The following is an 8,770-nucleotide window of genomic DNA, read 5'->3' on the forward strand; positions in this document are numbered from 1 at the left end:
CGGCTATCCGCAGACGTCGTACGCGCAGCCCTCGCCGTACGGCGGCGACGGCCGGCCGCCCTACGGCGCGGGCCCCGGGCCCTACCAGCAGCCGAACCCGAATCCGTACGCGGCCCCCGGCGGGCCCGGGATGCCGGGGCAGTACAACCCGTATCCGGGACCGCAGCAGGGCTGGTACGCGGCCAACCGCACCACCAACGGGCTGTCCATCGCCTCGCTGGTGACCTCTTTCAGCTGCGTCCCGCTGCTCGGCCTGGGCCTGGGCATCGGCGGGCTGAAGCAGGGCAAGCGGCAGGGGCAGCGCGGGCGCGGCCTGGCCATCGCGGGCATCACGATCAACTCGATCACCACCCTGATGACGGCGCTGCTGATCACGCTCGCCGCGCTCGGCGTGCTGGACGACGGCGGCAACACCAAGGTCCAGAACCTCAAGGCCGGCCAGTGCTTCAACACGGTCGGGCACTCGCTCAAGGAGTTCAAGCGGGGCGCGAAGGTGTCCCGCACGGTGAACGTGGTCGACTGCGACAAGGCGCATGACGCCGAGGCGTTCTACACCTACTCCCTCGACCCGAGCACGAGCGGGTCCTACCCCGGTGTCGACGAGATCACCAGGCAGGCCCAGTCGACCTGCGGCAAGCAGGCCGGCCAGTACCTGGACGGCGGGTCGCTCAAGAGCGGCATGACGCCGTACTTCTTCGGGCCGCAGAAGTCGCTGTGGAAGACCGGCGACCACTCGGTGGCCTGCTTCTTCGGCAGCGCCGACGCCAAGGTGACCGGATCGGTGCAGGGCGGCGGCGGGTCGGACGACGGCGGTTCCGACGACGGGTCCTCCGACGACGGCGGCGACTCGGGGGTGGGCGTCTGATCCGCCGCCGACCGGTCGCGCGGGGGGCGGCTTTTACGGGCCCCGGCGCGAGCCCGGCGGGAGCCCGGCGGGGCCATCGTACGGGCACCGTACGGGCTCCGATCCGGCTACCACACGGTGGGTGATGTGCAGGGGAGAACTTGCGGTTGTGCACCGAGGGTTGCCAAGCTGTCGCACACAGTCAACCCCTGGGAGGGGCACGTGGCCTTCGGTGAGCAGCCCGCCTATCTTCGCGTTGCCGGGGATCTGCGGCGCAAGATCCTCGACGGCACGCTGCCGCCGCACGCCCGCCTGCCCTCGCAGGCCCGTATCCGCAGCGACTACGGCGTCTCGGACACCGTGGCCCTGGAGGCGCGCAAGGTGCTGATGGCGGAGGGCTACGTGGAGGGGCGCTCGGGCTCCGGCACCTACGTGCGCGAGCGGCCCGAGCGACGCGGGATCATCCGCAGCGGTTTCCGGCCCACCGGCGCCTCGAACACCTACCGCCAGGAACAGGCCGACGAGGCGAGCAAGGGCACCTGGGAGTCCCGCAGCGTGCAGGACTCGGCGTCCGTCGACGTCGCCGAGCGGCTGGGCATCCAGGTCGGCGACCGGGTGATGCGCACCCGCTACCTGTTCCGCACCGAGGGCGAGCCGTCGATGCTCTCCACCTCGTGGGAGCCGCTGGCGTTCACCGCCCGCACTCCGGTGCTGCTCCCGGAGGAGGGGCCGGTCGGCGGGCAGGGCGTGGTGGCCCGGATGGCGGCGATCGACGTGCTGGTCGATCACATGGCCGAGGAGGTCGGCGCGCGGCCGGGCCTGGCCGAGGAGACCTCCGCGCTGGGCGGCGTGCCCGGGCACATCGTGATCGAGATCCGCCGCACGTACTACGCGTCGGGGCGGCCGGTGGAGATCGCCGACGTGGTGATCCCGGCGGAGCGCTACCGGGCCGTCTACCACCTGCCCGTACGCTGAGCCCGCGTCGTCCCGCGTCATCCCGCGTCGAACCGCCTTGCCCTGCCGTACCGTTGACGGAGCGTCAACTTCTGGTCGAACGGGTGGCCGAATCGGTACCTCTTCGTGTTATTCCGTACCCGCCCGGTGAACCTCGGGCGTAGGGTCGGGCATATGCGCACCGCCGATTCCACACGGCAGACCTTGGCACGGGACCGGCCCGGATGCGGTGGTCGAGGCGCGAAGGAGGGGGCGGCGTAGTGACGTCGGAGTTCGGTTGGGTCCTCATACGGCAGGACGAGGGCGGCAACCGCTACCGGGTCGGGCGGTATGCGACGCGCTCGGAGGCCGAGCGGGTCGCCGAGGCGCTGACCTCCCCCGCCGCCCCGTCGGCCCCGCCGCAGGTGTATGTGATCGAGCAGGTCGTGCCCCGCGCGGCCGAGGCGTGACGGCTCTCTCCGCGCACGCCTACGCGGAAAGGGGCAATATCGGGTAAGAGGGGAAAACCTCTCTTGGCGGTCGGGTGCGCGCACGCCCGGCCCGACCCGGTCGGGGGTGCAACGGATGAGCGCCAGCGGCGACGACCCCGAGGCGTCGCCCGGCCGTGCCTCCCGACCCGAACCTCCGCCACCGCCCCCGGGCCAGGTGCCGGGTGGTTTCGGTGGGCCACGTGCCTCCGGCACCCTGCTGGAAACCCTGCGGGTGGCCGTCGTGATGCTGGACACCACTGGCCGGGTGCTGCTGTGGAGCCCGCTGGCGGAGGAGGTCCTGGGCTGGGCGGGCGAGCACATCGTCGGCCGCAGGGTGAGCGGCCTCTTCGGGCCGCCCGAGCCGCTCCCCGCCGCCGCGGACGCCGCGGACGAGGCGGACGAGGCGGGCACCGCGGATGCTCCCCTCGGCGCCGGGCCGCCCCGCCCCGGGCCCCGGCACCCCCGTTTCCCGGCCGGATCCGGCGACGGCCGGCCCGAGCAGATCCTCCGCGAGCTGCTGCGCACCGGCAGCTGGAACGGCAGTCTCTCGCTGCGCCACCGCGACGGCCACACCGTGCAGGTCGATACCCGCGCCAGCCTGCTCGTCGACGGCGACGGCCGCCCGTTCGTACTCGCCGCCTTGGTGGAGACCGGCCGGCTGCGCACCCTGGAGCACGACCTCGCCGCCCTGGACTCCCTGTTCGGCTCCTCCCCGCTGGGAGTGGCGATCCTCGACCGCAACCTGCGCTACGTACGGGTCAACGACGCGCTCGCCGCCATGAACGGCATGCCGCCGGCCGACCACCTCGGCCGTAGCGTCGAGGAGATCCTCGACGCCCCGATCGCCCACGAACTGGCCGCGCTGCAACGCCGCGTCCTGGAGACCGGCCGGCCGGTGATCGACGTGGTGGCGCCCACCCCGGGCGGCCGCGGCCACCGCTCGCTGTCATACCACCGGCTGGTCGACCGGGCCGGGCGGATCCTGGGTATCAGCGCCATCGTCATCGACGTCACCGAGCGGGTCCGGGCCGCCGAGCGCGCCGAACGGGCCCACCGCCGGCTCGCTCTGCTCAACGACGTCGGCTCGCGGATCGCCGACGTGCTCGATGTCCGCCGGGTCTCCGAGACCATCGCCGAAGCGCTGGTGCCCACCTTCGGCGACTACTCCGGGGTGGTCCTGCACGCGCAGGTGCCCGGCGGCGGCGACCTGCCGACCGGCGGCTTCCGGGAGAGCCAGCAGCTGCGCCAACTCGGCGTCGGCGCCGTGCACTGGACCCCGAAGGTCGAACGGATGCTGCGCCGCGGCCAGTCGATCGGCTTCACCCGGCAGTCCGTCTTCGGCACGGTGCTGGCCGGCGGCGAGCCGCGGCTGCTCGACAGCGAGGAGCAGATCCGCGCCACCACCTACCCCGACGACCCCAAGGTGCACGCCGCCCTGGCGTTGGGCGTCACCTCGATGCTGGTGCTGCCGCTGCGGGCCCGCGGGGTGGTGCTCGGGCTGCTGGTGGTCGCCCGGGGCCGCGGCCGCGAGCCGTTCGATCACGACGACCTCGCCCTCGGCGTGGAACTCGCCGACCGGGCCGGCACCGCCCTGGACAACGCGCGGCTGTACGTCCGCGAACGCGAGGGCGCCCTGACCCTCCAGCGCAGCCTCCTGCCGCGTACCGTCCCCGAGCCGCCGGGCGTCGGCATCGCCTACCGCTACGTGCCCGGCAGCAGCGGCGCGGAGGTCGGCGGCGACTGGTTCGACGTCATCCCGCTGGGCGGCGGCCGGCTCGCCTTCGTCGTCGGCGACGTGATGGGCCACGGCCTGGGCGCCGCCGCCACCATGGGCCGGCTGCGCACCGCGGTCCGTACCCTCGCCGGCCTCGACATGCCCCCCGACGAGCTGCTGCGCCGGGTCGACGGCCTGGGCGACGACCTCGCCCAGGGCCGGACCGAGGGCTGGATGGCCACCGTGGTGTACGCCGTCTACGACCCCTCCACCCGGCGTTGCGCCATCGCCCAGGCCGGCCACCTGCCGCCGGTGCTGGTGGAGCACCAGGACGCCCCGGACCGCTGCTACGCCCGGCTGCTGGACCTGCCCACCGGGGTGCCGCTCGGCGTCGGCGGGGTCCGCTTCGAGACCACCGTGCTGGACGTGCCCGACGGCGCGGTCCTGGTGCTCTACACCGACGGGCTGGTCGAGTCCCGCGGCAAGGACATCGGCCAGGGCATCGAGCGGCTGCGCGAGACGCTGTGCCGCCGGATGGGCTCCCTGGAGGACGCCTGCGACGACCTGCTGGCGACCATGGACCCCGACCGCGAGCCGGACGACGTGGCGCTGCTGATGGCCCGTCTCGGTGGCCTGCCGGCCGGCTCCACGGCTGCCTGGACCTTCCCCGCCGAGGCCAGCGCGGTACGGCTGGCACGCCGCCGGGTACGCGACACCCTGGTGTCCTGGGGCCTGGCGTCGTTGACCGACGTCACCGTGCTGCTCGTCAGCGAGCTGGTCACGAACTCGCTGCGGTACGCGCACGGCCCGATCGGGGTGCGCATGATGCGCGGCAACTCGCTTCTGGTGGAGGTGTCGGACCCGCTGCCGGACCCGCCGCGCGAGCGGGTGGCGGCCGAGGACGACGAGGGCGGCCGGGGTCTGCAACTGGTGGCGGGGGCGTCCCGGCGGTGGGGGACACGGCACGGCTCGCTGGGCAAGACCGTCTGGTTCGAACTGGCTCTGCCGTGACGGGTGGGCGCCGTCAGGGCGCCGACGGACACGATGGTTCGGAGTGACTGTGCCGGGTATGCCGAAGGGGCGGGAGCGAGAGGTGCGACCGTGGTGTTCCGGGGACGGCCCCCGCGCCCCAGGAGCCGAGATGATGCTGTGATCGACAAGACCGTGTGCTGGACGGTCGCCATGCTGAATACTCGGTTCCAACCGGTCCATGTGTGCTGAGCTGGAGGGGTCGGGCGAGTGAGCGACATGCCAGCAGGGGCGGTTCCGCCCGGCGACGACGACGCGGACGCGGCAAAGGCCGGCGTCTGGCAGTCCAGCCCGCCCGGGTCCCTGTATGACTACATACGCGTCGCCTCGTTCTCCCTCGACGCCGAGGGCCGGATCGACCAGTGGAGCGAGCGCGCGACCGAGTTCTTCGGCCTGACCTCGGCCGAGGCCGTCGGCAAGGACCCGATCACCGCCTTCGCGCCGCCCGACGTGCAGCCGCGCGCGCACCGGCGCCTGGCGCAGATCCTCGACGGCCGCGAGTGGCAGGGCCTGGTGCCGTACCGCGACGCCTCCGGCGGCGAGGGCCGGGCCGAGGTGTACGTGATGCCGGCCGATCACGGCGCGCTGTGCCTGGCGGTCGACGTGGCCGCGCTGCGCCAGATCGAGACGGATCTGGCCGCCTCCCAGGCCGTGTTCGGGCAGTCCCCGATGGGCTTCGTGCTCTTCGACACCCGTCTGCGCCTGGTCCGGGTCAACGAACGCTTCGCCGCGGTGTTCGGCCGCCCCGCCGAGCAACCGGGCCGCGGCCCGCATGACTTCCTCTCCCGGGTGGAGGCCGACCGGCTGTCCGCCGCGCTGCGGCAGGTCCTGGAGACGGGCGACGCGGTGCTCGACATGCCGCTGGTCGGCACCGTGCCCGGCGACCCGGCCCGCCGCCGTTGGTCCATCTCGCTGTACCGGCTGCACAGCAACTCCGGCCGCCCGATCGGCGTCGCGGGCCTGGCGATGGACGTCACCGGCCGGCAGCGCGCCGAGCGCGAGGCCGCCCACGCCCGCCGCAACCTCGCGCTGCTCAACGAGGCCGGCTCGCGGATCGGCACCTCGCTGGACCTGGAGACCACCGCCCGCGAACTGCTCGACGTGGCGGTGCCGCACTTCTGCGACCTCGCCTCCGTCGACCTCTACCAGGCGCTGCTGTCCGGCATCGAGGACCTGACCGGCACCTCCGACGGCAGTGGCGAGGTCCGCCGGGTCGCCTTCGCCAGTTCGGTGTCCGACGCCCCCGTGGCGATGGCCGGCGACGACGACGTCGAACCCAGCGAGGGACCGGTCGCGGTCGGTTCCGTGCACCGCTTCCGGTTCGGCTCCGCCAGCGCCCGCGCGCTGCGCACCGCCCAACTCCAGGTGCTCGACGGCGAGGGCGGCCACGACCTGGGCGGCACCCCGCTGGTGCAGTCCACCCTCGTGGTGCCGATGGTGGCCCGCGACACCGTCCTCGGCCTGGTGCAGTTCTCCCGGGCCAAGGGCAGCGAGCCGTTCACCGAGCGGGACCGGATGCTCGCCGAGGAACTGGCCGCCCGCGCCGCCATCTTCCTCGACAACGCCCGGCTCTACCGCCGCGAACACGAACGTGCCCTGATCCTCCAGCGCAGCCTGCTGCCACCGGACGACCCGGAGGCCACCGGCCTCGACATCGCCTGCCGCTACCTGCCCGGCAGCATGGAGACCGAGGTCGGCGGCGACTGGTTCGACGTCATCGAACTGCCTGGCCACCGCACCGCCTTGGTGGTCGGCGACGTGATGGGCCGCGGCCTGCGCGCGGCCGTCGCGATGGGCGAACTGCGCACCGCCGTCCGCACCCTGGCGATGCTCGACCTCGAACCGGCCGAGGTGCTCGGCGCGTTGGACGAAGTCGCCGACGGCCTCGGCTCCTCCTCGGCGGGCCGCACCCGCCGCTCGAAGAACCCGGCCGAGATGGACCTCGCCGAGGTCTACCTCGCCACCTGTATCTACGTCGTCTACGACGCGGTGACCCGCCGGTGCACCATCGCCAACGCCGGGCACCTGCCGCCGGTCCTGGTCGAGCCCGGCGAGGACCCGCTGCTGCTCGAAGTGCCCCGGGGGGTGCCGCTGGGGGTCGGTGGCGAGCCGTTCGAGGAGGTCGAGGTCGAGCTGACCGAGGGCGCCCTGCTCGCCCTCTACACCGACGGGCTGGTCGAGTCCCGCAGCCATCCGCTCGACGAGGGACTGGACGCCTTCCGTGCCTCGCTGGCCGGCCCGGCCCGCCAGCTGGAGGACGTCTGCGATCACGTCCTGGCCACCCTCGACACCGCCCACGGCGAGGACGACATCGCGCTGCTGATGGCCCGTATCCGCGGGCTGCCCGCCGAGCGGGTCGGCGACTGGACGCTCGCGCCGCAGCCCACCTCCGTCGCCCAGGCCCGTGAACTCGCCCGCGACCAGCTCCTGGAGTGGGGCCTGGACGACCTCGTCGACACCACCGAACTGCTCGTCAGCGAGCTGGTCACCAACGCGCTGCGGCACGGATACGGCGATATAAGGCTGCGGTTGCTGCTGGACCGCACCCTGGTCTGCGAAGTGTGGGACAACGCGCTGATGCAGCCGCGCCGGCGCCGCGCCCGGGACACCGACGAGGGCGGGCGCGGCCTGCAACTGGTCGCGATGCTCAGCCAGAGCTGGGGCAGCCGCCGCACCCACCGCGGCAAGACCGTCTGGTTCGAACTGGCGCTGCGCGGCGGCCAGCCGGGCTCCGCCGGGCCGTCCGTGGACGACCTGCTCAGCATGTTCTAGGCGCCCTCCCGGACGGCACCGGACAGCACCGGACGGCACCCGGACGGAGGCCGGCGGCGCCCGGACGGAGCCGGGCGACGGGCGCTGCGGGTGGGGCCCGGCGGTGGGCGGTGGCGCCGTCAGGCCGCGCCGGACTTCAACCGGGCCAGGCGGGCGTCGATCTCCGCGCTGTCGCCCATCGCGTCCAGCGACTCGAACTGGGCGTCCAGCGAGGAGGCGGCCAGCTCCTGGCGGCCCTGCGCCCGAGCCTCCTCGCGCCGCACCTTGTCCTCGAAACGGCCCAACTCGCTCGTCGGGTCGAGGACGTTGACGCTCTTGATCGCGTCCATCATGGTGTTCTGCGCGTGGGCGGTACGGGAACGGGTGACCAGTTCGTCCCGCTCGGCCTGGAGCTGCCGCAGCCGTTCCTTCATGTCGCCGAGGCCGCTGCGGAGCTGGTCCACCACCTCGTTCTGCGACGCGATCACCGGTTCCGCGGTCCGCGCCTCCTTCTCGGACCGGAGCTGGCGGCCGAGCGCCACCTTGGCGAGGTTGTCGAACCGGTCGGCCTCCACGGCGCCGCCCGAGGCCCGCAGCTCGTCCGCCTTGCGGCTGGCCGCGACCGCCTTGCCACCCCACTCCGCCGCGGCGGACACGTCCTCGGCGTGGTCCTGCTCCATCATCCGCAGGTTGCCGATGGTGCCGGCGACGGCGTCCTCGGCCTCCTTGATGTTCTCGGTGTACTCCCGGACGAGCTGGTCGATCATCTTCTGCGGGTCCTCGGCCTGGTCGAGGAGCGCGTTGATGTTCGCCTTGGCGAGCTGCGCCACCCGGCCGAGGATCGTCTGCTTCGTCATGGCTACTCCTTGACTGACCTGGGGTCCTTCGGTCTTCGGGGTCCTACGTCCTGCGAGGTGCCGCGCCTGCGTGCTGCCACGTGTGCCGGCCGCGTGCTGTGCTGCGCTGTGCTGTGCCGCGTCCGGCGGCAACGGCCCGGCCGCGCACGGG

6 protein-coding genes are annotated in these 8,770 nt (G+C 73.4%); 5 read left to right on the plus strand and 1 reads right to left on the minus strand.

Annotated elements, in window-relative coordinates; genetic code table 11:
* The 5 genes from AC13HU_RS24450 to AC13HU_RS24470 all read left to right on the plus strand — a co-directional run.
* A partial coding sequence (locus tag AC13HU_RS24450; protein ID WP_483044091.1) for a DUF4190 domain-containing protein occupies positions 1 to 865 on the plus strand: 865 nt, incomplete at its 5' end.
* A 201-nt stretch (positions 866 to 1,066) separates the two neighbouring features.
* The gene (locus AC13HU_RS24455) at positions 1,067 to 1,819 is read left to right on the plus strand and encodes a GntR family transcriptional regulator (protein ID WP_483044092.1); all 753 of its coding nucleotides are present in this window, start codon (positions 1,067 to 1,069) and stop codon (positions 1,817 to 1,819) included.
* 239 nt (positions 1,820 to 2,058) lie between these two features.
* A complete protein-coding gene (locus AC13HU_RS24460) occupies positions 2,059 to 2,247 on the plus strand; it encodes an SPOR domain-containing protein (RefSeq protein ID WP_483044093.1) in 189 nt (62 codons plus the stop codon).
* A gap of 115 nt (positions 2,248 to 2,362) precedes the next feature.
* Positions 2,363 to 4,993: a SpoIIE family protein phosphatase gene (locus AC13HU_RS24465; protein ID WP_483044094.1), complete on the plus strand. Its 2,631-nt coding sequence runs from the start codon at positions 2,363 to 2,365 to the stop codon at positions 4,991 to 4,993.
* Between the two features lie 237 nt (positions 4,994 to 5,230).
* The gene (locus tag AC13HU_RS24470) at positions 5,231 to 7,783 is read left to right on the plus strand and encodes a SpoIIE family protein phosphatase (RefSeq protein ID WP_483044096.1); all 2,553 of its coding nucleotides are present in this window, start codon (positions 5,231 to 5,233) and stop codon (positions 7,781 to 7,783) included.
* A gap of 119 nt (positions 7,784 to 7,902) precedes the next feature.
* Here the strand turns inward: AC13HU_RS24470 and AC13HU_RS24475 are convergent, their stop codons facing one another.
* Positions 7,903 to 8,619 carry a PspA/IM30 family protein gene (locus AC13HU_RS24475; RefSeq protein WP_483044095.1) on the minus strand — a complete coding sequence of 239 codons (717 nt, stop codon included), beginning with the start codon at positions 8,617 to 8,619 and terminating at the stop codon, positions 7,903 to 7,905.
* Positions 8,620 to 8,770: the final 151 nt, after the last annotated feature.

The sequence above is a fragment of the Streptomyces sp. NH27 genome, from assembly GCF_056859195.1.